The organism is Ruegeria sp. AB8 (genome assembly GCF_056542605.1).
Genome location: NZ_JBQGAB010000002.1, coordinates 297,557 through 322,313 on the forward strand (window position 1 = coordinate 297,557; position 24,757 = coordinate 322,313).

The 24,757-nt window shown below is 57.9% G+C and carries 29 protein-coding genes; 18 read left to right on the forward strand and 11 right to left on the reverse strand.

What is annotated here, in order from left to right; translation table 11 throughout:
- Position 1 precedes the first annotated feature (1 nt).
- From ACR0CG_RS03625 to mdh, 4 genes are all read right to left on the reverse strand, one after another.
- Positions 2-523, reverse strand: a complete 522-nt coding sequence (locus tag ACR0CG_RS03625; RefSeq protein ID WP_480522880.1) for a hypothetical protein — start codon at positions 521-523, stop codon at positions 2-4.
- Between the two features lie 19 nt (positions 524-542).
- The gene (locus tag ACR0CG_RS03630; protein WP_480522881.1) at positions 543-1,211 is read right to left on the reverse strand and encodes a hypothetical protein; all 669 of its coding nucleotides are present in this window, start codon (positions 1,209-1,211) and stop codon (positions 543-545) included.
- A 45-nt stretch (positions 1,212-1,256) separates the two neighbouring features.
- Positions 1,257-2,450 carry an ADP-forming succinate--CoA ligase subunit beta gene (gene sucC / locus ACR0CG_RS03635; RefSeq protein WP_480522882.1) on the reverse strand — a complete coding sequence of 398 codons (1,194 nt, stop codon included), beginning with the start codon at positions 2,448-2,450 and terminating at the stop codon, positions 1,257-1,259.
- Positions 2,451-2,780: 330 nt separating this feature from the next.
- A complete protein-coding gene (mdh, locus tag ACR0CG_RS03640; protein WP_170614403.1) occupies positions 2,781-3,743 on the reverse strand; it encodes a malate dehydrogenase in 963 nt (320 codons plus the stop codon).
- Between the two features lie 161 nt (positions 3,744-3,904).
- Here mdh and ACR0CG_RS03645 point away from each other — a divergent pair, with 161 nt between their 5' ends.
- Positions 3,905-4,660: a sulfite exporter TauE/SafE family protein gene (locus tag ACR0CG_RS03645; protein ID WP_480522883.1), complete on the forward strand. Its 756-nt coding sequence runs from the start codon at positions 3,905-3,907 to the stop codon at positions 4,658-4,660.
- A 4-nt stretch (positions 4,661-4,664) separates the two neighbouring features.
- On the opposite strand, the gene ACR0CG_RS03650 is transcribed toward ACR0CG_RS03645, so the two are convergent.
- Complete coding sequence (locus ACR0CG_RS03650) at positions 4,665-4,979, reverse strand: hypothetical protein (RefSeq protein ID WP_480522884.1); 315 nt, start codon at positions 4,977-4,979, stop codon at positions 4,665-4,667.
- A gap of 167 nt (positions 4,980-5,146) precedes the next feature.
- Between ACR0CG_RS03650 and ACR0CG_RS03655 the strand changes: the two genes are divergently transcribed.
- The 12 genes from ACR0CG_RS03655 to ACR0CG_RS03710 all read left to right on the forward strand — a co-directional run bounded on the left by ACR0CG_RS03655 (position 5,147) and on the right by ACR0CG_RS03710 (position 15,393).
- Entirely contained in the window at positions 5,147-6,004 is an 858-nt protein-coding gene (locus tag ACR0CG_RS03655; RefSeq protein ID WP_170679705.1) for an HpcH/HpaI aldolase/citrate lyase family protein, read from the forward strand.
- 6 nt (positions 6,005-6,010) lie between these two features.
- Positions 6,011-6,565, forward strand: a complete 555-nt coding sequence (locus tag ACR0CG_RS03660) for an NnrU family protein (protein WP_321249260.1) — start codon at positions 6,011-6,013, stop codon at positions 6,563-6,565.
- 12 nt (positions 6,566-6,577) lie between these two features.
- Positions 6,578-6,784 carry a DUF1737 domain-containing protein gene (locus tag ACR0CG_RS03665; protein WP_170679708.1) on the forward strand — a complete coding sequence of 69 codons (207 nt, stop codon included), beginning with the start codon at positions 6,578-6,580 and terminating at the stop codon, positions 6,782-6,784.
- Positions 6,784-7,812 (forward strand): MaoC family dehydratase, encoded by a 1,029-nt coding sequence (locus tag ACR0CG_RS03670; protein ID WP_480522885.1) that lies wholly within the window; start codon positions 6,784-6,786, stop codon positions 7,810-7,812. Before ACR0CG_RS03665 ends, ACR0CG_RS03670 begins: the two co-directional genes overlap by 1 nt.
- Positions 7,813-7,864: 52 nt before the next feature.
- Positions 7,865-8,536, forward strand: a complete 672-nt coding sequence (locus ACR0CG_RS03675; protein ID WP_480522886.1) for a DUF1194 domain-containing protein — start codon at positions 7,865-7,867, stop codon at positions 8,534-8,536.
- A gap of 205 nt (positions 8,537-8,741) precedes the next feature.
- The gene (sdhC, locus tag ACR0CG_RS03680) at positions 8,742-9,128 is read left to right on the forward strand and encodes a succinate dehydrogenase, cytochrome b556 subunit (RefSeq protein WP_170614411.1); all 387 of its coding nucleotides are present in this window, start codon (positions 8,742-8,744) and stop codon (positions 9,126-9,128) included.
- A gap of 13 nt (positions 9,129-9,141) precedes the next feature.
- Complete coding sequence (gene sdhD, locus ACR0CG_RS03685; RefSeq protein WP_170614412.1) at positions 9,142-9,513, forward strand: succinate dehydrogenase, hydrophobic membrane anchor protein; 372 nt, start codon at positions 9,142-9,144, stop codon at positions 9,511-9,513.
- A 19-nt stretch (positions 9,514-9,532) separates the two neighbouring features.
- On the forward strand, positions 9,533-11,338 hold the full coding sequence (sdhA, locus tag ACR0CG_RS03690) for a succinate dehydrogenase flavoprotein subunit (protein WP_170614413.1): 1,806 nt from the start codon (positions 9,533-9,535) through the stop codon (positions 11,336-11,338).
- A 63-nt stretch (positions 11,339-11,401) separates the two neighbouring features.
- Entirely contained in the window at positions 11,402-13,069 is a 1,668-nt protein-coding gene (locus ACR0CG_RS03695) for a glycosyltransferase family protein (RefSeq protein WP_480522887.1), read from the forward strand.
- Between the two features lie 97 nt (positions 13,070-13,166).
- Positions 13,167-13,946 carry a succinate dehydrogenase iron-sulfur subunit gene (locus ACR0CG_RS03700; protein WP_480522888.1) on the forward strand — a complete coding sequence of 260 codons (780 nt, stop codon included), beginning with the start codon at positions 13,167-13,169 and terminating at the stop codon, positions 13,944-13,946.
- Between the two features lie 136 nt (positions 13,947-14,082).
- Positions 14,083-14,229, forward strand: a complete 147-nt coding sequence (locus ACR0CG_RS03705; protein WP_170614418.1) for a hypothetical protein — start codon at positions 14,083-14,085, stop codon at positions 14,227-14,229.
- Positions 14,230-14,547: 318 nt separating this feature from the next.
- Entirely contained in the window at positions 14,548-15,393 is an 846-nt protein-coding gene (locus ACR0CG_RS03710) for an urea carboxylase-associated family protein (RefSeq protein WP_480522889.1), read from the forward strand.
- Positions 15,394-15,436: 43 nt separating this feature from the next.
- Here the strand turns inward: ACR0CG_RS03710 and deoD are convergent, their stop codons facing one another.
- The 3 genes from deoD to ACR0CG_RS03725 form a co-directional block, all read right to left on the reverse strand.
- Positions 15,437-16,150 (reverse strand): purine-nucleoside phosphorylase, encoded by a 714-nt coding sequence (gene deoD / locus ACR0CG_RS03715; RefSeq protein WP_480522890.1) that lies wholly within the window; start codon positions 16,148-16,150, stop codon positions 15,437-15,439.
- A 16-nt stretch (positions 16,151-16,166) separates the two neighbouring features.
- On the reverse strand, positions 16,167-16,484 hold the full coding sequence (locus ACR0CG_RS03720; RefSeq protein ID WP_480522891.1) for an H-NS histone family protein: 318 nt from the start codon (positions 16,482-16,484) through the stop codon (positions 16,167-16,169).
- Between the two features lie 122 nt (positions 16,485-16,606).
- Positions 16,607-18,574: a methylmalonyl-CoA mutase family protein gene (locus ACR0CG_RS03725; protein WP_480522892.1), complete on the reverse strand. Its 1,968-nt coding sequence runs from the start codon at positions 18,572-18,574 to the stop codon at positions 16,607-16,609.
- Positions 18,575-18,717: 143 nt separating this feature from the next.
- Here ACR0CG_RS03725 and ACR0CG_RS03730 point away from each other — a divergent pair, with 143 nt between their 5' ends.
- The 4 genes from ACR0CG_RS03730 (at position 18,718) to ACR0CG_RS03745 (ending at position 22,587) form a co-directional block, all read left to right on the forward strand.
- A complete protein-coding gene (locus ACR0CG_RS03730; RefSeq protein WP_480522893.1) occupies positions 18,718-20,106 on the forward strand; it encodes a 1-acyl-sn-glycerol-3-phosphate acyltransferase in 1,389 nt (462 codons plus the stop codon).
- Between the two features lie 113 nt (positions 20,107-20,219).
- The gene (gene ccrA / locus ACR0CG_RS03735) at positions 20,220-21,506 is read left to right on the forward strand and encodes a crotonyl-CoA carboxylase/reductase (protein ID WP_170614424.1); all 1,287 of its coding nucleotides are present in this window, start codon (positions 20,220-20,222) and stop codon (positions 21,504-21,506) included.
- A gap of 204 nt (positions 21,507-21,710) precedes the next feature.
- On the forward strand, positions 21,711-21,929 hold the full coding sequence (locus ACR0CG_RS03740; RefSeq protein ID WP_170614121.1) for a hypothetical protein: 219 nt from the start codon (positions 21,711-21,713) through the stop codon (positions 21,927-21,929).
- The gene (locus ACR0CG_RS03745; protein WP_170614425.1) at positions 21,868-22,587 is read left to right on the forward strand and encodes a LuxR family transcriptional regulator; all 720 of its coding nucleotides are present in this window, start codon (positions 21,868-21,870) and stop codon (positions 22,585-22,587) included. Before ACR0CG_RS03740 ends, ACR0CG_RS03745 begins: the two co-directional genes overlap by 62 nt.
- Before the next feature lie 48 nt (positions 22,588-22,635).
- Here the strand turns inward: ACR0CG_RS03745 and ACR0CG_RS03750 are convergent, their stop codons facing one another.
- The 3 genes from ACR0CG_RS03750 to ACR0CG_RS03760 form a co-directional block, all read right to left on the reverse strand.
- A complete protein-coding gene (locus ACR0CG_RS03750; RefSeq protein WP_480522894.1) occupies positions 22,636-23,055 on the reverse strand; it encodes an excalibur calcium-binding domain-containing protein in 420 nt (139 codons plus the stop codon).
- Positions 23,056-23,127: 72 nt separating this feature from the next.
- The gene (locus tag ACR0CG_RS03755; protein WP_480522895.1) at positions 23,128-23,535 is read right to left on the reverse strand and encodes a universal stress protein; all 408 of its coding nucleotides are present in this window, start codon (positions 23,533-23,535) and stop codon (positions 23,128-23,130) included.
- A gap of 70 nt (positions 23,536-23,605) precedes the next feature.
- The gene (locus tag ACR0CG_RS03760; RefSeq protein WP_170614428.1) at positions 23,606-23,926 is read right to left on the reverse strand and encodes an antibiotic biosynthesis monooxygenase family protein; all 321 of its coding nucleotides are present in this window, start codon (positions 23,924-23,926) and stop codon (positions 23,606-23,608) included.
- 141 nt (positions 23,927-24,067) lie between these two features.
- On the opposite strand from ACR0CG_RS03760, the gene ACR0CG_RS03765 reads away from it, so the two are divergent.
- Positions 24,068-24,730, forward strand: a complete 663-nt coding sequence (locus ACR0CG_RS03765; RefSeq protein WP_480522896.1) for a hypothetical protein — start codon at positions 24,068-24,070, stop codon at positions 24,728-24,730.
- The last annotated feature ends 27 nt before the right edge of the window (positions 24,731-24,757 follow it).

Below are 24,757 nucleotides of genomic sequence, written 5' to 3' on the forward strand. Positions count from 1 at the left end.
GCTAGCCGGGATAGGTCATAGAGACGCGCACAGTGCCCGGAGTTTCATATCTGTGGTTGTTCTGGATGGTTGAGAGTTCGATGATCAACGGCAAGCCGCCGTCCAATGAGATATGCCAGCTTGTCGAGCTGAACTGCTCAGTCGTCGGAAAATACTGGTAAAGCGTTCGGCCCACGATCGCCGCCATGTCCGCCTGATTCAGATGGGTTGTGTACACAGTGCAAAGACCGGCGGGACGGCTGGTATCGTCCACCTCGGCATGCGCCGTGTTTGCGGGTGCGTCGAAATAGTGGCTGCTGCCCCGATGAATGCCGTATTCGTTCACGCCGCGATCGACCTTGCGATAGGTGAACCCCGCCGCCGGAAAGGCCTGTGCGGCCTGCGCCCGACGGAACATCACCTCGACGCACCAATAGGTCAGGCCGGTGACATTGGCCTGCGCCGCATCACGCAGCGTTACGCCCTGCTGCGCCAGAACCGGTTGCGCCAGCGTCAAAAGCGATATGAATGCCCAACGGATCATGATAGGGTTTCAGCGCCTTTCATGACGCACCTCTGTGCCGCTCGAGGGCGGCGATGACCTGTTCGCGTAACCAAATCCCCAATGACCGCTGGTTCCGCCCCGCCGGGCTTTGCAGATACTCGGGGTCCAGGTTGATCTCGCCTGTTTCCGAAATGGTCTCAATGGGGTCGTCGAAATTAAATGGCGCGGCGCAGGGGCTGAACCTTTGAAAGCCAGCATTGGCTCTCAGCCTTTTATTGACGGGAACGTAATGCATTGTGGTCAACAGGTAGGGTGTCCCGCTTCGCACGAAATTTTCGAAGAAGGCCCAGCGCAGCCACCATTTCAGGTGAAACAGGCAATCCCGGCACTTCATCAGGTCGACCCGGGGCAACGGATCGGACGTGATGTCCAGATGCATGAAGGAACGACCCGGTGCCTCGTGCCGGGCTTTGACCGCGTCAACCACCTCAAGCGAGATATCCCCGCCGGTATAGTCGATGCCCGTCAGATCCACATGCTGCATCCATGTCCAGTCCCCACAGGGCGCATCAAGAAATGTCCGGACGCGATACCTCTCAAAGATACCGGGCAGTGCCGCGCGCAGCGGAGCAGTCGCCTCAAGCGTCGAGCCCTGACCCGAGCGCGGCCCTTTATGGCGCCGCGCCCAGCTCAAGGTTTCAAACGCGTTTCTCAGACCGCTGCGCATCCCGGATGTCCTATCAGCCCCTGCAGTTGAACCAGCTACCCGAGCTTACCCCTTGACCGCCTTCACGATCTTCTCGGCACCGTCTTTCAGGTTGTCTGCCGCAATCACGTCCAGGCCGGAGGTGTTGATGATCTCTTTGCCCTTTTCGACATTCGTGCCCTCCAGGCGCACGACCAGCGGTACTTTCAGGCCGACTTCTTTCACAGCCGCGACAACGCCCTCGGCAATTACGTCACAACGCATGATGCCGCCGAAGATGTTGACCAGAATGCCTTTGACGTTCGGATCGCTGGTGATGATCTTGAACGCTTCGGTTACTTTCTCTTTGGTCGCACCGCCGCCAACGTCCAGGAAGTTGGCAGGCTCGGCCCCATAGAGCTTGATGATATCCATCGTCGCCATCGCCAGACCCGCGCCGTTGACCATGCAGCCGATCTCACCGTCCAGCGCGATGTAGTTCAGGTCGTATTTTGACGCTTCCAGTTCCTTGGGATCTTCCTCAGTCGTGTCGCGCAGTTCGGCGATATCGGGGTGGCGGTAGATCGCGTTGCCGTCAAAGCCGACCTTGGCGTCCAGCACCTTGAGGTCGCCCTTGTCCGAGATGATCAGCGGATTGATCTCCAGCATCTCCATGTCCTTCTCGACGAAGGCGTTATAGAGCTGGTTCATCAGCTTGACGCATTGCTTGACCTGCGCGCCTTCCAGACCCAGCGAGAATGCGATGCGGCGGCCGTGATAGGCCTGATAGCCGGTCGCGGGGTCTACTGAGAACGACAGGATCTTCTCGGGCGTGGCTGCGGCCACTTCCTCGATGTCCATGCCGCCTTCGGTCGAGCATACGAACGAGATGCGGCTGGACTGGCGGTCCACCAGCAGGGCCAGATACAGTTCACGCTCGATGCCCGAACCGGCTTCGATATAGATGCGGTTGACCTGCTTGCCAGCCGGGCCGGTCTGATGGGTCACCAGTGTGCGGCCCAGCATCTTCTTGGCTTCATCGGCGGCTTCCTCAACCGACTTGGTCAGACGGACGCCGCCCTTTTCACCGGCATCGGCTTCCTTGAAGGAGCCCTTGCCGCGCCCACCCGCATGGATCTGTGCTTTGACGACCCAAAGCGGTCCATCCAGTTCACCGGCTGCGGTTTTGGCTTCCTCGGCGCGCAGAACCGCGCGACCCTCGGAGACCGGAGCGCCATAGCTGCGAAGAAGAGCCTTGGCCTGATATTCGTGAATGTTCATCGAAACTGTCCCGTCTGACTACGATTAAACCGTTATAGGGGGGTCTAAGGGACAAGTTTAAAGGGTTTTTTGATGGGGGTGGGGAAATTAGCGAAGATTTTTCGGATTTGTGATCACAGCGTTTTATCGTGTGATCACAAAATTCAACCGCCGTCGTTATTGATTCGAAAGTTCTTTGACCGCTCTGGAAAACATATTCAAAAAAGGCATTTGCGACGTTTGCGCCAACACTGCCGATTGGGTTTTGTCCTGAAATCCGTCGTCGTCCGGATAGTATGAAAAAAGAGCCGGCCCGAAACGGACCGGCTCAGCTTTAGTGCAGGCGTGAGATTAGCTCAGCGAGCCGTCGATGCCCTTGCAGGCTTCGATCAGACCTTTGACGGCGTTGACCGAGTTGTCGAACCCCGCCTGCTCGTCTTCGTTCAGTTTGATGTCGACGATCCGCTCGATGCCGCCGGCACCGATAACGGTCGGCACACCAACATACATCCCATCGACGCCGAACTCTCCGTTGCAATAGGCCGCGCAAGGCAGAACGCGCTTTTGGTCTTTCAGATAGGCCTCGGCCATTTCGATCGCCGAGGTGGCGGGCGCGTAATAAGCCGAACCAGTTTTCAGCAGGCCAACGATTTCGGCACCGCCGTCACGGGTGCGCTGCACGATGGCGTCCAGTTTCTCCTGCGTGGTCCAGCCCATCTCGACCAGATCGGGCAGCGGGATGCCGGCGACGGTCGAATAACGGACCGACGGCACCATGGTGTCGCCGTGGCCGCCCAGAACGAAGGCTGTGACGTCGCGCATCGAGACGTTGAACTCTTCCGACAGGAAATGCGCAAAGCGCGCCGAATCCAGAACGCCCGCCATACCGCAGACCTTGTTGTGCGGCAGACCCGAGAACTCGCGGAGGGCCCAGACCATCGCGTCCAGCGGGTTTGTGATGCAGATCACGAATGCGTCGGGTGCGTGCGCGGCAATACCTTCGCCGACCGACTTCATGACTTTGAGGTTGATGCCCAGAAGGTCATCGCGGCTCATCCCCGGCTTGCGGGCCACGCCTGCGGTGACGATGCAGACATCCGCGCCTGCGATATCCGCATAGTCGCTGGTGCCGGACATGGCCGCGTCAAAGCCCTCGGACGGGCCGGACTCGGCAATGTCGAGCGCTTTGCCCTGCGGCAGCCCGTCAGCAATGTCAAACAGGACAACGTCACCCAGTTCCTTGACAGCTGCAAGGTGCGCGAGCGTGCCGCCGATGTTCCCCGCGCCGATCAGCGCAATCTTGGGTCTGGCCATTTGGAATATCTCCGGTCGGTTTTGAAATCGCGGTTTTGCTAGTCCTTAAATGGGTTTCGCGCAAGGGCCGCGCAGCGCGGCATGCGACCGCATACCGTTTGCGCCGGGCAATCAGTTTGCGCTAAACCGGCTGGGAAATATGCCAAATCGGGGCCGCCCGCATGTTCGATCTGAACCTGATGTTTTTTGCCGTGGCGATCCCGGCGGTGATATTTGCGGGGATTTCCAAGGGCGGTTTCGGCTCGGGCGTGGCTTTTGCGTCCTCGTCGATTCTGGCGCTGATCCTCGAGCCGGGGCAGGCGCTTGCCCTGATGCTGCCGATCCTGATGGTGATCGATGTGGCCACCCTGGGGCCCTACTGGAAACGCTGGAGCTGGCCGGATTCGCGCCTGTTGATCCTGGGTGGCGTGCCGGGCGTGGCGCTGGGCGCATGGCTCTATCGCGCCACCGATGACGACCTGCTGCGGCTACTGATCGGCGGGATCTCCGTCGGGTTCGTGATCTGGCACGTCGCGCAAACCCGGGGCTGGATGCGCGGCTTTGCCAACCGGCTGCCGCCTACGGCAGGTCTGACAGCCGGTCTGGTCGCAGGCTTCACCAGCTTTGTCAGCCACGCCGGCGGCCCGCCCGCCGCCGTCTATCTTCTGTCACAGCGCCTGTCGAAGACCGAGTTTCAGGCCTCGACCGTTCTGGTGTTCTGGGTGATCAACGTCGCCAAGTTCGTCCCCTATGCTTTTCTCGGCCTGTTCACCTGGCATACCGCGCTGGCGGACCTTCTGCTGGCACCCTTCGCCATTCTTGGCGCCTGGCTGGGCGTCCGGGCGCACTGGATGATGTCCGAGCGCCTGTTCTTTGGCATCGCCTACGTCCTGCTGACCCTGACCGGAACCAAGCTGATCTGGGATGCACTAACCTGACGGGTCAGATCTTGTCACCTTTTGGCGGCAGCGCATCCGCCAGCGCCTCATAGGATTGACCCGCCGCCACCATGCACGCCATGCCGTCAGGCAAGGTGACAATGATGGTCCAACTGCCGGTTTCGTCCGACGCGTAGATCTCCATCACCGCGCCTTGGCGGGCAATTCCGATGCCTTTTCGCGTTTCGCCGAATGTGGCCGCCAACCGCTCGGTTACGTCCGGACGCGGGGCGCAGGTGCCCGGCCGGGCAAAGACCTGCTGCGCGGCGGCGACCATGATCATCAGACCCAATGTCATCCTCAGAACCGTCATCCTCATATCCGACCTCTTTGCTGAAAGACCTCAAAGGCTGACGGCAGAGGCGTGAAATCCGGTTAAACCGCCGAGCGTTGCGTGCCGATGCTGCGCTGCGGCGATTTTTGCCTTGAACTTTCCGGTAAAAAATGCCCCATTCCGCGCAACATTATTTCTTTGGGAGAAGACAGATGGACCCGCGCCAGCGTCCCTATCGTTCCGTTCTTTATATCCCCGGTTCGAAAGAACGGGCGCTGGACAAGGCGCGCACTCTGCCTGTGGATGCGATTATTTTCGATCTGGAGGATGCGGTTGCAGCAGACGAAAAGGACAATGCGCGCGAAACGCTGAAAGGTGCTCTGGCCCAAGGCGGTTACGGCAACAGGGTCCGGATCGTGCGAATCAACGGTCTGGACACCGAATGGGGCCGCGCCGATGCCGAGGCCGTGCGCGACATGGACGCAGACGTCGTGCTGCTGCCCAAGGTCAACTCTGCCGCAGATGTGGACGCGCTGGCGGCCATCACCGGCGATCTGCCAATCTGGGCGATGATGGAAACCCCGCGCGGCATGCTGAACGCGGCTGAAATCGCGGCGCATCCCCTGATGGCCGGATTTGTCATGGGAACCAACGATCTGGCCAAGGAACTGCAAACCCGGTTCCGCCCGGACCGCCTGCCTCTGATGACCTCATTGGGCCTGTGCCTGCTGGCCGCCAAGGCCGAGGGCCTCATTATCGTCGACGGCGTCTACAACGCCTTCAAGGACAATGACGGGTTGGCCGCCGAATGCGCGCAGGGTCGCGACATGGGCTTTGACGGCAAGACGCTGATCCATCCGGCGCAGGTCGACGTCACCAATGCGGCCTACGCGCCATCGGACGCCGAGATCGATCTGGCCCGTCGTCAGATCACCGCGTTTGAAGAGGTCGAGGCCCAGGGTCAGGGGGTTGCTGTCGTCGATGGGAAGATTGTTGAAAACCTTCACGTTGTAACCGCACGAGAAATTCTGGCAAAAGCAGAGGCAATATTGGCTTTGCAAGCGGGGTAGCCGGCAATGGGTTTTCTTCTTCTGATTCTTGGTGTGGCGCTTTGGTGGGCGGCGCATCTGTTCAAACGCGTCCGTCCGGAACAGCGCGCCGCCATGGGCGAAAAGGGCAAGGGCGCGGTGGCATTGGCGCTGCTGGTGTCGGTCCTGCTGATGATTTTCGGCTACCGCATGACCGATTTCATCCATGTGTGGTCGCCGCCGACCTTCATGATCCACATCAACAACCTGTTGGTCCTGATCGCGATTTTCATGATGAGCCCCGCAGGAACCAAGGGAAAGCTGCTCAACGGCATGCGCCACCCCATGCTGGCCGGGTTCAAGACATGGGCCTTCGCGCACCTGCTGGTAAACGGTGATCTGGCGTCGATCATCCTGTTCGGCGGGCTTCTGGCCTGGGCTGTAGTCGAGGTGATCGTGATCAACCGGTCCGAGCCTGAATGGACGCCCGGCGAACCCGGCACTTATGGCAAGGACGCGATGTTCTTTGTGGCCTCGATTGTTCTGCTGGGCGTCATCGGTTACATCCACGGGCTGGTCGGCCCCTCACCTTTCCCCTCGTAAGGAGCTGACAATATGGCATTGCTCTACCGTCTCCTGACCGAGGAAGACACGTCAGCCTTCTGCCACAAGGTTTCGGACGCGCTGGCCAAAGGGTGGGAATTGCACGGATCGCCGTCCTATGCATTCGATCCGGCCGGCAACGTCATGCGCTGCGCGCAGGCCGTGACCAAGGAGGTTGCGGCCGACTATTCACCTGACATGAAACTGGGACAGCAATAATGGCAAAGACAAATCCGGGTAATTTCTTCGAGGATTATTCGGTCGGGCAGGTTCTGCATCACGCGGTGCCCCGCACCGTCACGACCGGCGAGCGTGCACTGTATCACGCGCTTTATCCCGCGCGGCACGCGCTTTACTCCTCGGATGAATTTGCCCGGAATTGCGGCCTGCCGCAAAGTCCGATTGACGATCTGGCCGCCTTTCACGTCGTGTTCGGCAAAACGGTCCCCGACATCTCGCTGAACGCGGTGGCCAATCTAGGCTATGCCGAGGGCCGCTGGCTGCAACCGGTCTATCCCGGCGATACGCTTCGGTCGGAATCCGAGGTGATCGGGCTCAAGCAGAACTCGAACGGCAAGACCGGTGTGGTTTGGGTGCGTACCCGCGGGCTGAACCAGCGCGACGAAGTTGTGATCGAGTATGTCCGCTGGGTCATGGTGCGCAAAGCGAACCCCGATGCCCCTGCGCCGGAAACGGTTGTTCCGGATCTGAAAAAAGTGCTGGACCCGCAAGATCTGGTGGTGCCGCAGGGCCTCGATTTCTCGAAATATGACTTTGTACAATCCGGCGAATCCCACCGCCGGGATGCGTATAAAACAGGCGAAACCATCGATCACGTCGATGGCGTGACCGTGGAAGAGGCCGAGCATATGCTGGCCACTCGCCTGTGGCAGAACACCGCCAAGGTTCATTTCGATCTGACCTTCCGACCCGAAGGACGTCTGATCTATGGCGGCCACGTCATCTCGATGGCACGTGCGCTGTCGTTCAACGGGCTGGCAAACGCGCAGATGATCGTCGGCCTGAACGGTGGTGCCCACGCCAATCCGTGCTTTGCCGGCGACACGATCAAGGCGTGGAGCGAGGTTCTGGACAAGGCTGAAACCGGCACGCCCGGCATTGGTGCCATCCGTCTGCGACTGGTGGCGACCAAGGGGGGTGAACCGTTTGGGTTGAAAAACAATGACGGAAAATACCTGCCGGACGTTCTTTTGGATCTGGACTACTGGGCCCTGATGCCGATCTGACAGATTACATTCATTTGAACGCAGATCGCGCCAACCATGCTAATCTGCGTTCATGTCTTGGCTTCGCAATATTCTGGCCTGCCTCTGCTTTGCCCCTCCGGCAGCCGCGTGCGATCTGGCGCTGGCACTGGCGGTTGATGTGTCCGGATCGGTCGACGCGCAGGAGTTCCGTATTCAGATGGATGGCCTGTCTGCTGGATTGCGCGACCCCATTGTGTCCGAGGCACTTGTCAGGGGACAGGCGCAACTGATGCTTGTCCAGTGGACTGGGTCCTCGCGTCAGAGGATCACGATCCCCTGGACCCGCATCGACAGCTTCGAAGCGCTCGACCGGTTTTCCCAACAGGTTTCTGATGATCCAAGGGTATGGCGCAACTTTTCCACGGCGATTGGCGAGGCACTGGAGATGACGGTTCCCAGCTTTGACGAGGTTGCGGACTGCAAACGACGCCTGATCGACATTTCCGGGGACGGGATTTCGAACGAAGGGGTTGAACCCTCGCAGCTCCATGCGGTTCTGCGCAGCCGGGGCATCACCGTAAACGCCATCGCAATCGAAGAAAGCGAGCCGGATCTGACCGCCTATTTCTTTGAGAATGTCATTGTCGGCGAGGGCGCATTTGTCGTCTCGGCGGCTGGATTTGACGATTACCCGGAGCGTATCCGCAAGAAACTGCTGCGCGAAGTGACGCAGCAGACGGCGGGCTTGCGACAGAGCAGATGAGATTCGTGATCACATTGCTTTGCCGTTGAAAACGCTAACATAGGCGGCGCAATATGTGATTTGTGATCACGAGAATATTTACCGTGATCACATATAAACTTTATCTGCGATTTTGGGCTGAATATGCGGCTTTTTGCATTCGCAGCACGTGACAGACCCTCAAAAAACGGTAAAACCTTCGGTAGCCAACCGAAAAGGAGCCGCCATGGCCGATGTTAATCGGGGCAACCGCCCGCTTTCTCCGCATCTGTCGATTTATCGTCCGCAGCTGACGTCGGTCACGTCGATCCTGACGCGCATCACCGGCAACGCCATGATTGTGGCCGCTTTGCTGATCGTCTGGTGGTTCCTGGCCGCTGCCACATCGCCCGAAGCATTCGAACGGGCCAACTGGTGGCTGACCTCGGTTCTGGGCGATCTGATCATGGCCTTTTCGTTGCTGGGCCTGTGGTATCACCTGCTGGCGGGCGTGCGCCATCTTATCTGGGACAACGCTGTGGGGTTGGACATTCCAACCGCCTACAAGCTGGGTTGGGCCGTGGTGATCGGTTCCGTTGTACTGACCGTTCTGACCCTTTTGATCGTCGGATAATTAGGAGGCCCTCATGCGTTATCTTACCGACCGCAAGCGTGCGATTGGCCTGGGCTCTGCCAAGTCCGGCACGGCTCATTTCTGGGCGATGAAGGTCAGCTCGGTTGCTTTGCTGATCCTTGTGCCACTTTTCATTTTCACTTTTGGACCGATATTGGGGCAACCGTTTGACGTGGTGCTCGACTACTATGCGCGCCCGTTCCCGGCCATTGTCGCCGCGCTGACCCTGGCGGTCGGTTTCAAGCACTTCGCCGACGGCGCGCAGGTGATGATCGAGGACTACGTGCATGGCACGATGAAAAAGGTCCTGATCATCCTGACAATCTGCCTGTCCTACGCCGCTGCCGCCGCTGGCATCTTTGCCATTGCGCGCATCGCCCTGTAACACCCCGGAGCTGAACGAAATGGCTGCATACGAATACGAAACACACGAATATGACGTGGTCGTTGTCGGCGCTGGCGGGGCCGGTTTGCGCGCCACGCTGGGCATGGCCGAGCAGGGGCTTCGCACAGCCTGCGTAACCAAGGTTTTCCCGACCCGTTCGCACACGGTTGCCGCGCAGGGCGGTATTGCCGCGTCGCTGGCCAATATGGGCCCCGACAACTGGCAATGGCACATGTACGACACCGTCAAAGGCTCGGACTGGCTGGGTGATACCGACGCGATGGAATATCTTGCGCGCGAGGCTCCCAAGGCGGTCTATGAACTGGAGCATTACGGCGTGCCGTTCAGCCGGACCGAAGAGGGTAAGATCTATCAGCGTCCCTTTGGCGGTCACACTACCGAGTTCGGCGAAGGCCCCGCAGTGCAGCGCACTTGCGCGGCGGCTGACCGAACCGGTCACGCAATTCTGCACACGCTTTACGGCCAATCGCTGAAGAACAACGCCGAATTCTACATCGAGTATTTCGCCATCGACCTGATCATGTCCGAAGACGGGCAGTGTCAGGGTGTCGTCTGCTGGAAGCTGGACGACGGCACGATGCACGTCTTCAATGCCAAGATGGTTGTGCTGGCCACGGGTGGTTACGGCCGCGCCTATTTCAGCGCCACCTCGGCCCACACCTGCACCGGTGACGGTGGCGGCATGGTGGCCCGTGCCGGTCTGGCGCTGCAGGATATGGAGTTCGTTCAGTTCCACCCAACCGGCATCTATGGGTCCGGCTGCCTGATCACCGAAGGTGCACGGGGCGAGGGCGGATACCTGACCAACTCGGAAGGCGAACGGTTCATGGAGCGCTATGCGCCCCAGTACAAGGACCTTGCGCCACGTGACTATGTCTCGCGTTCGATGACCATGGAGATCCGCGAAGGACGCGGTGTTGGCAAGGACGGGGATCACATTCACCTGAACCTGAGCCACCTGCCGGCAGAAGCGTTGGCCGAACGTCTGCCGGGCATTTCGGAAAGCGCAAAGATCTTTGCCGGCGTTGACGTCACCAAGGAACCGATTCCGGTACTGCCGACCGTGCACTACAACATGGGCGGCATTCCAACGAACTATTGGGGCGAGGTTCTGAACCCGACCGCCGAAGACCCGACCGCCGTGGTTCCGGGCCTGATGGCCGTGGGTGAGGCAGGATGTGCCTCGGTGCATGGTGCGAACCGTCTGGGGTCGAACTCGCTTATCGACCTGGTGGTCTTTGGCCGTGCGGCAGCGATCCGCGCCGGTAAGGTGGTGGACGCAGATGCGGCGAATCCTGTTTTGAATCAGGCGTCGGTCGACAAGGCCTTCGACAGGTTTGACGCTGTGCGCAATGCCGATGGTGCAATCCCGACCGCTGATCTGCGGCTCGAGATGCAGCGGACCATGCAGGCCGATGCAGCCGTGTTCCGGACTGCAAAGACCATGGCGGAAGGCGTCGAAAAGATGACCGCGATCGCGGCCAAGATGGACGACCTGAAAGTCACCGACCGCAGCCTGGTCTGGAACAGCGACCTGATGGAATCGCTGGAGCTGACAAACCTGATGCCCAGCGCGCTGGCCACCATCGTCGGCGCCGAAGCCCGCAAGGAATCGCGCGGCGCCCATGCCCATGAAGACTTCACCGAACGCGATGACAAAAACTGGCGCGTTCACACCGTCAGCCGTGTCGAGGGCAACAAGGTCGATCTCAGCTATCGCCCCGTTATTGTCGATCCGCTGACGACCGAAGATCAAGGTGGCATAAACCTGAAGAAAATCGCGCCCAAGGCGCGGACGTTCTGAGGGTTCGGGGCAAGGTAAAACTCTGAGGTTTTGATTGCATGCGTTGTCGGAGAAAACGTCGGAATGGCTAAGCAACACCAAAAAGGTTTCCACCTTGCTGATGGGCTTGACTATCTGGAATTCCTCCGGCGTCTGCACTTGAATCTGAAACCGGAATGGTATTTCGAGGTTGGAACCCAGACAGGTGCCAGTCTGCGTTTGAGCGATGCGAAATCCATATCGGTCGATCCCAGTTTCGCGGTGCGACACGAACTGATCGGTGCAAAACCCGAGCTGTATCTGTTCCAGCAAACCAGCGACGAATTTTTTGCTGAAAACCGGCTTGCCGTTCTTGGGGTCACCGTCGATCTGGCGTTCCTTGACGGTATGCATTTGATGGAATTCCTGCTGCGCGACTTCATCAACACCGAGCGGTACTGTTCCGCGGATAGCGTGATCGTGATGCACGATTGCGTCCCCTGGAACAGCGCCATCACGGCCCGCCAGCGTGGTCAGGGTCCGACCAGCGACTGGACGGGTGATGTATGGAAAATCGTTCCTATTCTTCAGGCGTATCGTCCGGACCTGGAGCTTGAGATCGTCGATTGCGCACCGACGGGTCTCGTAATCGTCACGGGCCTTGATCCGGACAGCAACGTGCTGTCCGACGCATATGACGAAATACTGGCCAGGTTTAAGGATACCGATATCGAAGAATACGGTGTCGAGCGATATTTCGATGCAGTCGATATTGTTCCCGCCGAACAAAGCCGGTGGCTTTCTGCATGTCCAAGGCTGTTGCCCGCAGATTGGAAGCGAAATCCGGATGTATCCATCAAAGTAGCCGCACCCAACCGTGAGACGCTGACAGCCTGGGGAGACTATTACTTTGCCCTCGGCCTGGCCAAGGCATTTTCTCGGCTGGGGTACAAAACAACGATCGATCCGGCAGATGAATGGTACAGGAATTCGAAACCCGGTGGGATTGATCTTGTGCTGCGGGGGCGAGCGAATTTCGGGAGGCAACCCGGTCGGAAATGTCTTTATTGGGCGATCTCGAAGGGGATTCGAAAGATAAACTACGACGAGGCCGACCATGTATTCTGGGCATCCGGGCTGATGTATGCTGCCGCTTTGGAAAGCGAGATGGCAGAGAAATCGTCTCTGTTGCCTCAAGGGTTCGATTCACACACCATGCACCCTCGTGAAAATCTTCGCGGAGACGGGATCGTTTTCGTCGGCAGAAGCCGCGCAGGATTTGAGCGCGTTTCCGTCGGGTACGCTGCCCGCTCTGAACGCGACCTGAACATCTGGGGACCGGGTTGGAAGGCCAGCGAATATGCTGAGTTCGTACGCGGTGATCGAGTTGAAAACAGCCGCCTGTCCGAAGTCTATTCGCAAGCAGACATTGTGCTGAATGATCATACTCCGCAGATGAAGGAGAATGGCCAGGCGTCCAATCGTATATTCGACACACTGGCTTGTGGCTCAGTGCCTCTTTCCGACGACGTCGGATGGTTGCCCGAAGATCTGCGTGAGTATGTATATTTGTTTGACGACGAAGAAAGCTTTGGTAAAGCCATTGAAGCTGCGTCATCTGAAACCGATGCAAAACGCCGTAAGCGCCTGAAATTTGCCAGCCAGATGCGCGAGACTCATTCGTTTGAGGCCAGAGTCCGAACTATTCTGGAAGTGGTCGAAACACTTCCTGTTGAAGGCGAACATGAAACCGCAGCGGAGGTCAGCCAGTGAAAAAAGCTTGTCTCGTCTGTGGTGGACCTGAACGCCGCTATCCCGCGCTGAACAAGTGCGGACCTGAACTGCCGATGCCCTGCCGGAGAGTCCAAAAATGGTTCAATTAACGCTTCCCAAGAATTCCCGTATCACCACGGGCAAAACCTGGCCCAAGCCGGAAGGCGCCACCAACGCGCGCAAATTCCAGATATATCGCTGGAATTCGGATGACGGACAGAACCCGCGCGTGGATACATATTTCGTTGATATGGATGACTGTGGTCCGATGGTTCTGGATGCGCTGATCTACATCAAGAACAAGATTGACCCGACCCTGACGTTCCGCCGGTCCTGCCGTGAAGGCATCTGCGGTTCCTGCGCAATGAATATCGACGGGATCAACACGCTGGCCTGTATCTATGGCATGGACGAGATCAAGGGCGACGTGAAGATCTATCCTCTGCCGCATATGCCGGTGGTCAAGGATCTGATCCCCGACCTGACGCATTTCTACGCGCAACACGCCTCCATCATGCCGTGGCTGGAAACCAAGACCAACCGCCCGGCGAAAGAGTGGAAGCAATCCATCGAGGATCGCAAGAAACTGGATGGCCTTTACGAGTGTGTGATGTGTGCCAGCTGCTCGACGTCCTGCCCCAGCTACTGGTGGAACGGTGATCGTTACCTCGGCCCCGCCGCTCTGCTGCACGCCTATCGGTGGATCATCGACAGCCGGGATGAGGCCACGGGCGAGCGCCTGGATGATTTGGAAGATCCGTTCAAGCTGTACCGCTGCCATACGATCATGAACTGCGCCAAGACTTGCCCCAAGGGGCTTAATCCGGCCAAGGCTATTGCCGAGATCAAGAAAATGATGGTTGAGCGCGCCGTTTAATCGAAACACGACAATATGCGCTTGCCGCCTTGCGGCAAGCGCATTGCCCGTCTGCAAAATTGTATGATGCAGCGGTGACCCTGCAGCTATATCTTTGCGACAGGGAGGAGTGACAGGATCTAACGGGATCACTCCGATGAAAAAATCTAAAGAAAACAAAAAGATCAACGCGTCCGAAGCGCTGGAAATTCTGGATCAGGCCTGGGCCTATTATACGCCTGAACCTGTGCTGCGGCTGGCTGAGGGTGAGCCTGAGTTGTTCGAATACGCAAACGCAGCTTGATGCGTGCGGCAAGGGCAACCCTCTTGAAATTCACCGACAGATGAGCAAAGCAGAACCATGCCAGTTCTTCTGCTTTTGCTCGCTGCGGGTGTATTTGCCTATTTCTTTTGGAGGTCGCGCCATTCGTCTCTGACCCGGGATTGCCGGTGGCGTCAGCATCTGAAAGAGGGCACGTGGTCCTGCGCTTTTTGTGGGGCCGTTGTCCAAACAAATGATCAGCCCACGCAATGCCTGAGGAATCAGACCTAGCCGGAACGCCGAGGCTTTTCAGGTCAGGCGATATGAGGCACTCTGGCCAAAAAGCTGGATGGACTGTTGATGGCTCTGCCCCCTGATGATGCTGCGGCCCGCCGGGCGATAAAACCGGTGATCTGTTATCCCAATGACACTTTGCCCATGCCTGATCTTGCGCTGTACCAGCGCGCCCGCAGGGATGCGATCAAGACGGATGAGGTGTTGGTGCCCCCGCGCGACGCCCGGTGTTTCGAGGTGCCGGCGGGTCACTTCTTTCGCATCACCTCTGTCGAAGGGCCGCAGGTCGGCGATCTGAATATATGGAATCTCAACGACTTATCGGAACGATTCTATTCCGGAAAGTCCCGCGCCCTGCATGGCACGCATCTGACAGTCGGAGAGCGGATGTGGTCAAGCTTTCCCAACTTGCGCCCGCTGGCCACGATTGTCGAAGACACGCTGGACTGGTACGGGATCGACGAATTTGGCGGGTCCGTGCATGATGTGATTGGAACCCGGTGTGATCCTTACACCGGAAACCTGTTGTCGGGGACGCAATACCACCATTGCTGCCACTCCAATCTGACCCGCGCACTGGCGGACCATCTGGGAATTGAGATGTCCGAGGCTGAGCAGGCAGTTCACGACGTCCTTAACGTTTTCATGTGCACCGGATTCACGCGAGATACCGGTCAGTATTTCATGAAGGCGTCACCCGTCCGTCCGGGCGATTACCTGGAGTTCTTTGCCGAGATCGACCTGTTAGGCAATCTGAGCGCATGTCCGGGCGGGGATTGTTCATCCGTGCATTCTTCGGATACCGCAACCTGCCATCCGTTGCTGGTTGAAGTCTTTGCCCCGTTGGACGGTGCGCTGGACGGCTGGGTAAGCCCTGATCCGAACGGGTATGACCGATCGCATGGGCGTTAGCCTGACGGGGCAATAAGGGGCGAAAGGATCGCCCCTAGTTTGGTCACGTTGCGTCCGGGAACGCGGCCAGCAATGCGATTTCGACCATGTCGCCAAAGCTGCTTTCACGTTCTGACGACGGCAGCGCCTCGCCGGTCAGCAGATGGTCTGAGACGGTCAGAACCGCCAGCGCCCGGCATTTGTGGCGGGCGGCCAGAATATAAAGCTCTGCGGCTTCCATCTCGACGCCGAGAATACCGTGCCGGACCATCTGTTCATTCAGATCCGGACGCTCATCGTAGAATACGTCCGACGAATAGATGCCGCCGACATGCGTGGTCGTGCCCTTGGCTTGCGCGGCGCTGGCTGCGGCCTGCAACAACCTCCAATCGGCGCAGGGGGCAAAATTCAGTTCTTTCATGATCCCGCGCGAAGGCGTGCTGAGCGTGGTCGAGGTCATGGCCAGAATAACGTCACGGATATTGACGCTGTCCTGCATTCCACCGCACGAGCCGATGCGGATCAGGGTTTTCGCGCCATAATCACGGATCAGTTCATTGACGTAAATTGACAGGGACGGCATTCCCATACCGCTGCCCTGAATGGTTACAGGATTTCCCTTCCAGGTGCCGGTAAAGCCCAGCATTCCGCGCACGTCATTGATTTTTCTGACATCCGTCAGAAACGTTTCCGCCGCCCATTTTGCCCGATACGGATCACCGGGCAAAAGAACGGTTTCAGCGATTTCACCTTTTTCAGCGCCGATATGAATAGTCATTTTCCGGCCAGCCCTGTCAGATTTCCAGATCTGCGATATCCGCGCCCGATTTCAGCGCGTCATGTACCCATTGCGGTTTGCGACCGCGGCCAGACCAGGTCTGTTCGGGTGCGGCCGGATTGCGGTATTTTGCCTTAGCTTTTGAGCCTTTGGGTCCACGCGGCGCGTCGCTCGACAACTCGGCCAGTGAAAACCCAAATTCGGCTGCCGCTTGTTCCGCCGCTTTCAAGGCGTTTTGGCGCTCGCGTTTTTCCGCTGTTTTAAGTGCCTTTTCGATCTGATCGCGCAATTCCAACAGGTCCTTGCGGGGCATATTGTCCAGATTGATCCCCATTATTTCTCTCCCATTCATTTATTTTACCAAAGGCCAATTGGCCTTTCGCATCCCGAACAATGCCGTAATCCATTCATTCGGGTTTGGGAATAGAAACTGGGAATTAATCTCGGTTTTGTGCGTTATTCCGCTGCAAGGTTTTTTGGATCGGCCAAGGTGACAATATCGCCCATGATCGCATTCAGTTCGAAATTTTTTGGCGTGTAAATTCGGGCAACGCCAAATGATTTCAGTTTTGCCGCATCGTCATCCGGAATAATGCCGCCGACAATGACCGGGATATGATCCAGTCCGGCTTCGCGAAGTCGGGCCATGACATCCTGTACCAGCGGCAGGTGGCTGCCGGAAAGGATCGACAGGCCAATGACATGGGCGTCGTCCTCGATCGCGGCCGCCACGATTTCCTCGGGCGTAAGGCGGATGCCCTCATAGCTGATATCCATACCGCAATCGCGGGCACGGAAGGCGATTTGTTCGGCTCCGTTGGAATGACCGTCCAGCCCCGGCTTGCCAACCAGGAACTTCAGACGCCGCCCCAGCTTGTCGCTGACCGCGTCCACCGCGGCCCGCAGATCCTCTAGGCCTTCGGTCTTGTTCGAGACCGAGCCCGAAACGCCGGTCGGGCCGCGATAGGTGCCGTACACCTTGCGCATCTCTTCGGCCCATTCGCCGGTTGTTACGCCCGCCTTGGCGGCGGCAATCGAGAGTTCCATGACGTTGGCCCCGGATTGCGCAGCCTCGCGCAACGCCGCCAGAGCTGCTGCGACCGTGTTGTCGTCGCGGTCCGCCCGCCAGTCGTTCAGCCGCCCGATCTGCTCCTGTTCAACCGCCGGGTCGACGACCATGATGCCGCCATCTTCGGTTTGCAGCGGCGAAGGTTCGCCTTCGGTCCATTTGTTCACGCCGACCACGACGGTCTCATTGCGCTCGATGCGGTTCAGGCGATCCGCGTTGGAATCCACCAGCCGCGATTTCATGTATTCGATCGCGGCAACAGCACCGCCCATCGATTCGAGGTTTGCCAGTTCGGCCCGCGCACCCTCTTTCAACTCTTCGACCTTTGCATCCACGGCCGGGTTGCCGTCGAACAGGTCGCCAAATTCAAGCAGGTCGGTTTCATAAGCCAGAATTTGCTGCATCCGCATCGACCATTGCTGATCCCAGGGCCGCGGCAGACCCAATGCTTCGTTCCAAGCAGGCAACTGCACCGCCCGGGCCCGCGCCTTTTTCGACAACGTCACGGCCAGCATCTCAATCAGGATGCGATAGACGTTGTTTTCAGGCTGTTGTTCAGTCAAACCCAGAGAGTTCACCTGAACGCCATAGCGGAATCGGCGGAATTTGGGGTCTTCGACCCCATACCTTTGTTGCAGGATTTCATCCCAAAGGTCGACGAATGCCCGCATTTTGCACATTTCAGTGACAAAGCGGATTCCCGCATTCACAAAGAACGAAATCCGTCCGCACAGCGCGGGGAAGTCTTCGGCCGGAACGCGCGGGCGCAGTTCATCCAGCACGGCGATGGCGGTGGCCAGCGCGTAGGCCAGTTCCTGTTCAGGTGTCGCGCCAGCCTCTTGCAGGTGATAGGAACACACGTTCATCGGGTTCCACTTCGGCACGTTGGTGTAGCAGTATTCGGCCACGTCAGCGATCATCTTCAGCGACGGTTTCGGCGGGCAGACATAGGTGCCGCGGCTCAGGTATTCCTTGATCAGATCGTTCTGAACAGTGCCCTGCAGGTTGGAAACGTCCGCGCCCTGTTCTTCGGCCACGGCGATATAAAGCGCCAGCAGCCAGGGCGCTGTGGCGTTGATCGTCATCGAGGTGTTCATCTGCTCCAGCGGAATCTGGTCGAACAGAACCCGCATGTCACCCAGATGGCAGACGGGCACACCCACTTTACCCACCTCGCCCCGTGCCAGCGTATGATCGCTGTCATACCCCGTTTGAGTCGGCAGATCGAAGGCAACGGACAGGCCGGTCTGCCCTTTGGCCAGGTTGCTGCGATACAGCGCGTTCGAGGCCTGTGCGGTGGAATGACCAGCATAGGTTCGGATGAGCCAGGGGCGGTCTTTCTGCATCTGCGTCATGGGTGGGCCTCGCGTTTGGGTGGGCAACATAATTTCGTCTAAGGGTTCTAAAGCGCAATTTTTGGGATATGTCAATTCGCTGCGTTGCGGCATCCCGAATTGTTCAGATTGTAGGTGTTTTGGAATAATGGCACTGTGCCGCCATGACGCAGACCGTGGAACTTCCGCTTTGGCTGTTTGTACTGATCGTGGTCTTCGCTGCGGTCACTTTTGCGTCGCATTTTCTGTTCCCGTCGGTGCGTTGGTTTTTTCGCCGCCGCCTGGAGCGGGCCGTGTCGCGCCTGAACCAGCGGCTGCAAAGGCCGATTCAGCCGTTCAAGCTGGCCCGGCGGCATGACATGATCGAAAGGCTCATCTACGACCCACAGGTTGGCTATGCGGTGCAGCGACATGCCCGTGAAGAAGGCATCCCCGAAGGCGTCGCCTTCGAGCAGGCCCGCCGTTTTGCACGTGAGATCGTTCCGTCGTTTTCAGCCTTTGCCTATTTCAGCTTTGCGATCCGTATCGCGCGCATGCTGAGCAACGCGTTCTACGAAGTCCGACTGAGCCATCAGGACGAGGACGCCTTAAAGAAAATAGATCCCGAAGCGACGGTTGTCTTTGTCATGAACCATCGCAGCAACATGGATTATGTACTTGTCACCTACCTGGCAGCGCAGCAATCGGCTCTGTCTTACGCGGTCGGAGAATGGGCGCGCGTCTGGCCGCTGAGCCGCCTTATCCGGGCGATGGGCGCGTATTTCATCCGGCGTAAATCGGGAAGTGACCTCTACCGTCATGTACTGGCTTGTTATGTGCGTCATGCGACCGAGGCCGGTGTTACGCAGGCGATGTTCCCCGAAGGCGGGCTGAGCCTGACGGGCGCATTGGGGCGGCCCAAGCTTGGCTTGCTTAAATACATCATAGACGGGACCACATCCGATGGACGGGATGTGGTCTTTGTCCCTGTGGCGCTGAACTATGATCGTGTACTGGAAGATACGATTCTGACCCGGGCTGCGCTGGGAAGCGAGCGGCGCTTTCGCGCAAGGATCGGGGTTGTGACGCGTTGGATGCTCAAGCAGGTCTGGCGGCGCATTATTGGTCGATACACAAGGTTCGGCCTTGCCTCCGTGCGCTATGGCGAGCCTGTTTCGCTGCGGGCCTATCGGGCAGGTGGCAGCAAGGATCTTATGACCGATCTCGCACGTCTGCTGATGGCGCGTATTGGCGAGGCGATACCCTTGGTGCCTGCGCCTGCAGCCTGTTGGCTTGTGCGCGAGCATGGCGAGATGCCCGGTGCAATGCTGACCGACCTGATCGCCCGCTTCATGCAGCGGGACGGAGGCGGATCCGAATCCAACAGCGATGCGATCACGTCCGCTGTCAACCAGCTGGTCGAGCGCAGGGTATTGCGACAGGTTGACGGAAAAATCTCATCCTCTGGGCAAAGATTGGATCTTCTGAACTACTATGCGGCCTCTGCACCAAAGGAAATCGAGGCGTATTATGCTGCAGAAGCGAAAGGTCTTTCTGCAACTGCTGGGTCATAAAATTACAAAAACACTGTCAATATCTATTGCAATGTTACTCGATGGCCAATATTCCATCGGTTAACGGGCGCGATTCTGCGTCGCGGCAAACGAACTGACTAAAGGAGGCCAACATGGCTCTGGACACCGACAGCGGTATCGCGTCGTACGAGGCACCTGAAAAAGACCTCTATGAGATGGGTGAGATCCCTCCGATGGGGTATGTCCCCAAGAAAATGTATGCCTGGGCCATCCGCAAAGAGCGCCATGGCGAGCCTGACACTGCCATGCAGCTGGAAGTGGTTGATGTGCCTGTATTGGACAGCCACGAGGTGCTGGTTCTGGTGATGGCCGCAGGTGTCAACTACAATGGCGTCTGGGCGTCGCTGGGCAAGCCGATCAGCCCGTTTGATGGCCACGGCCAGCCGTTTCACATCGCAGGTTCCGATGCTTCGGGTATCGTCTGGGCCGTGGGCGACAAGGTCACACGCTGGAAAGTCGGCGACGAGGTCGTGATCCACTGCAACCAGGATGACGGTGATGACGAGCACTGCAATGGCGGCGATCCGATGTACTCGCCCAGCCAGCGTATCTGGGGCTATGAGACTCCGGACGGCTCGTTCGCGCAGTTCACCAACGTTCAGGCTCAGCAGTTGATGCCGCGTCCCAAGCACCTGACCTGGGAAGAAAGCGCCTGCTACACGCTGACGCTGGCAACCGCATACCGGATGCTGTTCGGTCACGAGCCGCATGACCTGAAGCCGGGCCAGAACGTTCTGGTCTGGGGCGCATCGGGTGGTCTGGGTTCTTATGCGATCCAGTTGATCAATACAGCCGGCGCGAATGCGATCGGTGTGATATCAGACGAAAGCAAGCGTGACTTTGTCATGGGGCTGGGCGCCAAGGGTGTACTGAACCGCAAGGACTTCAATTGCTGGGGTCAGCTGCCCACCGTAAACACGCCGGAATATGCCGAGTGGTTCAAAGAGGCCCGCAAGTTCGGCAAGGCGATCTGGGACATCACCGGTAAGGGTGTGAACGTCGACATGGTGTTCGAACATCCAGGCGAAAGCACTTTCCCGGTCTCAACCTTCGTCGTCAAAAAAGGTGGCATGGTTGTGATCTGTGCCGGCACCACCGGTTATAACCTGACCTTCGACGTGCGTTACATGTGGATGCACCAGAAACGCCTTCAAGGGTCTCACTTCGCGCATCTGAAGCAAGCCGCCTCGGCCAACCAGCTGATGGTCGAACGCCGTCTTGATCCCTGCATGTCCGAGGTCTTTTCCTGGAACGAATTGCCTGCTGCGCACATGAAGATGATGCGCAACGAACACAAGCCCGGGAACATGTCCGTTCTGGTGCAGGCACCGAGAACCGGTATGCGCACACTGGAAGAGGTTCTGGACGCGCGCGACTAAGTCCACGAAAGCCAATTTCAGCGCCCGCGAATCACATTTTTGGTTCGCGGGCGTTTCTTATTTTAGAGGGACTTCAATGCTTTCAGAGAGTTGCAATATCGGCCCCCGCTATTTTTGGGGAGTAGAAAGCAGTGAATATGCGAAAAAACACTATGCATGCTATGGTTGTGTTAACCCTTCGTTAACCGTTTCGGAGAGACCCTGATGGCGCAAAATGAGTGGATACTGGACGTATTGTCGGACCTCAACGCCTTTGCTTCGGCAAACGGTTTGACCGCGCTGGCCGAGCAGCTTGACGATACCAGGCTGATCGCAGCGGCCGAAATCGCGTCCATGAAGAATGAGGTGCGGGCGCCGGCGGATGGTCACAAGACTCGATTTGAGCCAGATCCTGGAGGATTTGGAAAACACCAGCACGCTTGATGAGCTAAGCGCTATCGCTGTTCATCTTAGAGACAAGCTGCAGATTGAACACATCATCTATCACTGGGTTGATGGGGCAGGGGACCAATACGGATATACGACCTATCCCGACGCCTGGGCCGAGCGATATCAGGAAAAGAATTATCACCGGATCGACCCGGTCATAATCGGGTGCTTCCAGCGATTTCATCCTGTTGACTGGAAATCACTGGACTGGTCCGGAAAGGTCGCCAAGGCTTTTCTTCTGGACGCGCAGCAGCACGGCGTCGGCAATCAGGGTTACTCCATCCCGATCCGCGGTCCCAACGGCCAGTTTGCCCTGTTTACAGTGAACCACTCCTGCGATGACGAAACCTGGCAGGATTTCATCTCCGAAAATGGGCGTGGCCTGATCCTGATTGCCCATTACTTCAACCGAAAGGCGCTGGAGTTTGAGCGTGAGCGGCAACCGGACGCTCCTCGCGCTCTGTCCCCGCGCGAGATTGACGCGATGACCTTGCTTGCGCTGGGATATAGTCGTGCTCAGGTCGCACACTCCCTGTCGATTTCGGAACACACGCTGCGTGTCTATATTGAAAGCGCGCGGGCAAAGCTGGGCGCACAGAATACCACCCATGCCATCGCCACGGCCCTCAGCCGGGGACTGATCGTGGTTTGATGGCCTGCGCTTCCGGTTTCTCTTTGTGGTTGAGCAGGTGCTCAGCCTTTAGGGCCGGACGAATTTTGCGTTACCGACCGAACGCACGCTCGTGACTGGGGGGCGTTGTTGTGTCTGTCCGGTCGAAGAGGCTTGATTGAGAATCCCACAGGCGACACCGTCGCCATTTGGATCGTTTCGTTCATGATACCCTGGTTGGCCCCGGACGAATGGTCCCGGGGCAATCTTCAGAACGGTGTCACAGCCCGCCATCGCCACAAGATGAATAATGGCATCGTTTCTTTCGTATTCGGACGTCCGCAGATAGATGTTGACGGCGACCAGTGCAGTTGTCAGGGGCAGGGCCAGAACCATGAACAGAATGCGGATCGGGGACAGAGCCCTTTTGCGCGTCGCATCTGCCCGACGATACCGGTGAGCGGCGCGCGGATTCAGTTCGGGCTCAGGTGGTACGGATCTTTTCAACATTTCGCGCTGATCTTCGCCCGGATTTGTGGCAAAGCTTTGGCCCCGGAATGGCGAATGCTGAATGACTGAATGTCAGCGTACTACGTGAACCGCGCAGGCCGCATGGCGCACCACATGGTTCGCGGTTGATCCAAGCAACAGATCCTGCATGCCCGGTCGGTGGGAAGCGATGATGATCAGGTCAGGTTTATGCTCCTGCGCCCAATCCAGAATAGTCCTGCCGGAATGCCCTTCGACCACAACGCCCCGCGCGCTGGGAATATTTGCTGCCAGTTTGTCCAACTCGGCCTGAATGGCCCTTCGGGCTTCGGTCAGATATTCTGTCGGCATGTACGAGATCGCGTAGCTTGGAATATGTTCAACGACATGCAGCAGCGTGACCTTTGCTTCGGGGGTCGCCAGAATTTGCGCCAGTTTCAGTGGTCCGGACGTGTCACGTTCGACATCGAACGAAATGGGTACAAGAATGTTGTGATACATGACACGAGCCTCCGTTTCAGGTTTTCAGACTGAACCCAAGTTCAGTTGTGGTCTTTGATTCAGGTCAGGATCAGCCGAATGTTTCCGCGACATCATACATGACCGGTTCGAAACTTTTGCACAGCTCATTGATCTTGCGGTTCCGGTCGCGCATCTCAGGGGTGCGGAGCATGGCAAGGAAGTCTTCGCGGCGTTCCCATTGCGAGTAGTTTGCGATCCGCGTTTGAGCATCGTTCACGTGCAGGCCGGCGGATACGAAACCCGGTTGTTTTGAGATGAATTCCGCATAGGCATCCGTCAGCGCCTCAAGCAGGTCCTGACAGGTCCCCGGTGTCATTTCGAATGTGGTGATAACAGTCTGAACGCTTGCGGATTTTGAAATCTGTAGCATCTGGAATCTCCTTTGGCTGTTCTCAGCCTAACACAGGAACCGGAAACGTCTCGTGTTTCGTTTGGTGTCTTCGGGAATTAGTTTCCAGAAAACAAACGAAAAACTAACGATCCGTTAACCATGCTCGGGGAAGGTGCGGTCATGATCCGCATCTTGCTTTTCCTTTTTCTGATGACATTGGCCGGTCCGGTTTTTGCCGGGGCCTGGCTGAGGGAACAGAATGCCGGCTTTGTCGCGGCTGCAATCACGGGATTCAGGACCGAGGACGGCAGCTACGAATACAAATCGTCACTTTATGCAGAATGGGGGTTACGCCCCGGACTGACGATTGGGCTAGACGCCGAGGAGCACCAACACCTTTATGGCCACGCTTTGATTTTCGCCCGTGCTCCGGTCGCGGATCTTGGGGGCAAAGGTCGGTTTGCTGCCGAATTTGGTGTCGGCGCACATCACCGGCAAAAAAGCGCGTGGGCCTTGTACAAGGCGACTATGTCTTACGGAAATGGGTTTGAAAGCGGTTGGGGAAATGGCTGGATCGCGATCGACGCAGCTTTGGAATACCGCACGCACGATGCGCTGTTTCGCAAACTTGATCTGACGGCGGGGCTGTCATCTCAGCGATGGATCAATCCACTGCTGCAGCTTGAAAGCACATATACCCCCGGCCGTCCGGTTTATTGGAGCGCACGGCCGTCAGTGATGATCCGCCGAAAGGGCGGGAGTACAACTTGGGTTGTTGGTGCCGAACGGAATGCCTTCCAAAGCAACGTCGGGATCAAATTTGCCTTGTGGCGCGACTTCTGATGCGGCGGGAGTTGGCCGTCCTCCGGG

What these genes read in the sequence shown, in the direction of transcription:
- ACR0CG_RS03625 (WP_480522880.1), bottom strand. Translation starts at nt 523, where the DNA reads ATGATCCGTTGGGCATTCATATCGCTTTTGACGCTGGCGCAACCGGTT.
- ACR0CG_RS03630 (WP_480522881.1), bottom strand. Translation starts at nt 1,211, where the DNA reads ATGCGCAGCGGTCTGAGAAACGCGTTTGAAACCTTGAGCTGGGCGCGG.
- sucC (WP_480522882.1), bottom strand. Translation starts at nt 2,450, where the DNA reads ATGAACATTCACGAATATCAGGCCAAGGCTCTTCTTCGCAGCTATGGC.
- mdh (WP_170614403.1), bottom strand. Translation starts at nt 3,743, where the DNA reads ATGGCCAGACCCAAGATTGCGCTGATCGGCGCGGGGAACATCGGCGGC.
- ACR0CG_RS03645 (WP_480522883.1), top strand. Translation starts at nt 3,905, where the DNA reads ATGTTCGATCTGAACCTGATGTTTTTTGCCGTGGCGATCCCGGCGGTG.
- ACR0CG_RS03650 (WP_480522884.1), bottom strand. Translation starts at nt 4,979, where the DNA reads ATGAGGATGACGGTTCTGAGGATGACATTGGGTCTGATGATCATGGTC.
- ACR0CG_RS03655 (WP_170679705.1), top strand. Translation starts at nt 5,147, where the DNA reads ATGGACCCGCGCCAGCGTCCCTATCGTTCCGTTCTTTATATCCCCGGT.
- ACR0CG_RS03660 (WP_321249260.1), top strand. Translation starts at nt 6,011, where the DNA reads ATGGGTTTTCTTCTTCTGATTCTTGGTGTGGCGCTTTGGTGGGCGGCG.
- ACR0CG_RS03665 (WP_170679708.1), top strand. Translation starts at nt 6,578, where the DNA reads ATGGCATTGCTCTACCGTCTCCTGACCGAGGAAGACACGTCAGCCTTC.
- ACR0CG_RS03670 (WP_480522885.1), top strand. Translation starts at nt 6,784, where the DNA reads ATGGCAAAGACAAATCCGGGTAATTTCTTCGAGGATTATTCGGTCGGG.
- ACR0CG_RS03675 (WP_480522886.1), top strand. Translation starts at nt 7,865, where the DNA reads ATGTCTTGGCTTCGCAATATTCTGGCCTGCCTCTGCTTTGCCCCTCCG.
- sdhC (WP_170614411.1), top strand. Translation starts at nt 8,742, where the DNA reads ATGGCCGATGTTAATCGGGGCAACCGCCCGCTTTCTCCGCATCTGTCG.
- sdhD (WP_170614412.1), top strand. Translation starts at nt 9,142, where the DNA reads ATGCGTTATCTTACCGACCGCAAGCGTGCGATTGGCCTGGGCTCTGCC.
- sdhA (WP_170614413.1), top strand. Translation starts at nt 9,533, where the DNA reads ATGGCTGCATACGAATACGAAACACACGAATATGACGTGGTCGTTGTC.
- ACR0CG_RS03695 (WP_480522887.1), top strand. Translation starts at nt 11,402, where the DNA reads ATGGCTAAGCAACACCAAAAAGGTTTCCACCTTGCTGATGGGCTTGAC.
- ACR0CG_RS03700 (WP_480522888.1), top strand. Translation starts at nt 13,167, where the DNA reads ATGGTTCAATTAACGCTTCCCAAGAATTCCCGTATCACCACGGGCAAA.
- ACR0CG_RS03705 (WP_170614418.1), top strand. Translation starts at nt 14,083, where the DNA reads ATGAAAAAATCTAAAGAAAACAAAAAGATCAACGCGTCCGAAGCGCTG.
- ACR0CG_RS03710 (WP_480522889.1), top strand. Translation starts at nt 14,548, where the DNA reads ATGGCTCTGCCCCCTGATGATGCTGCGGCCCGCCGGGCGATAAAACCG.
- deoD (WP_480522890.1), bottom strand. Translation starts at nt 16,150, where the DNA reads ATGACTATTCATATCGGCGCTGAAAAAGGTGAAATCGCTGAAACCGTT.
- ACR0CG_RS03720 (WP_480522891.1), bottom strand. Translation starts at nt 16,484, where the DNA reads ATGGGGATCAATCTGGACAATATGCCCCGCAAGGACCTGTTGGAATTG.
- ACR0CG_RS03725 (WP_480522892.1), bottom strand. Translation starts at nt 18,574, where the DNA reads ATGACGCAGATGCAGAAAGACCGCCCCTGGCTCATCCGAACCTATGCT.
- ACR0CG_RS03730 (WP_480522893.1), top strand. Translation starts at nt 18,718, where the DNA reads ATGACGCAGACCGTGGAACTTCCGCTTTGGCTGTTTGTACTGATCGTG.
- ccrA (WP_170614424.1), top strand. Translation starts at nt 20,220, where the DNA reads ATGGCTCTGGACACCGACAGCGGTATCGCGTCGTACGAGGCACCTGAA.
- ACR0CG_RS03740 (WP_170614121.1), top strand. Translation starts at nt 21,711, where the DNA reads ATGGCGCAAAATGAGTGGATACTGGACGTATTGTCGGACCTCAACGCC.
- ACR0CG_RS03745 (WP_170614425.1), top strand. Translation starts at nt 21,868, where the DNA reads ATGGTCACAAGACTCGATTTGAGCCAGATCCTGGAGGATTTGGAAAAC.
- ACR0CG_RS03750 (WP_480522894.1), bottom strand. Translation starts at nt 23,055, where the DNA reads ATGTTGAAAAGATCCGTACCACCTGAGCCCGAACTGAATCCGCGCGCC.
- ACR0CG_RS03755 (WP_480522895.1), bottom strand. Translation starts at nt 23,535, where the DNA reads ATGTATCACAACATTCTTGTACCCATTTCGTTCGATGTCGAACGTGAC.
- ACR0CG_RS03760 (WP_170614428.1), bottom strand. Translation starts at nt 23,926, where the DNA reads ATGCTACAGATTTCAAAATCCGCAAGCGTTCAGACTGTTATCACCACA.
- ACR0CG_RS03765 (WP_480522896.1), top strand. Translation starts at nt 24,068, where the DNA reads ATGATCCGCATCTTGCTTTTCCTTTTTCTGATGACATTGGCCGGTCCG.